Below are 203 nucleotides of genomic sequence, written 5' to 3'. Positions count from 1 at the left end.
TGGCGAATGTATATTTACATTACATCGACTTGAAAATGGAGAAACTGATTAAATTAGGAATACCAATTAAGAAGAATAACCCAGAATATTGGAAGGCATGAAAAAACACGCCAATACCATAAACTGGAGATTGACAGACACATCAACCTAAATCTAAAACCAAGAGTTGAATATAGCCGTTATGCTGATGACTTTATCATTGG

1 pseudogene is annotated in these 203 nt (G+C 34.0%); it reads left to right on the top strand.

Annotated elements, in window-relative coordinates:
• Window positions 1-203: pseudogene (locus KHD59_RS02490) on the top strand (group II intron reverse transcriptase/maturase); the annotation flags it as partial.

Source organism: Sesame phyllody phytoplasma (assembly GCF_018390775.2).
GTDB lineage: Bacteria > Bacillota_I > Bacilli_A > Acholeplasmatales > Acholeplasmataceae > Phytoplasma > Phytoplasma australasiaticum.
Note: the sequence above shows the minus strand (reverse complement) of the source record. Positions and strands in the feature narration are given on the sequence as shown.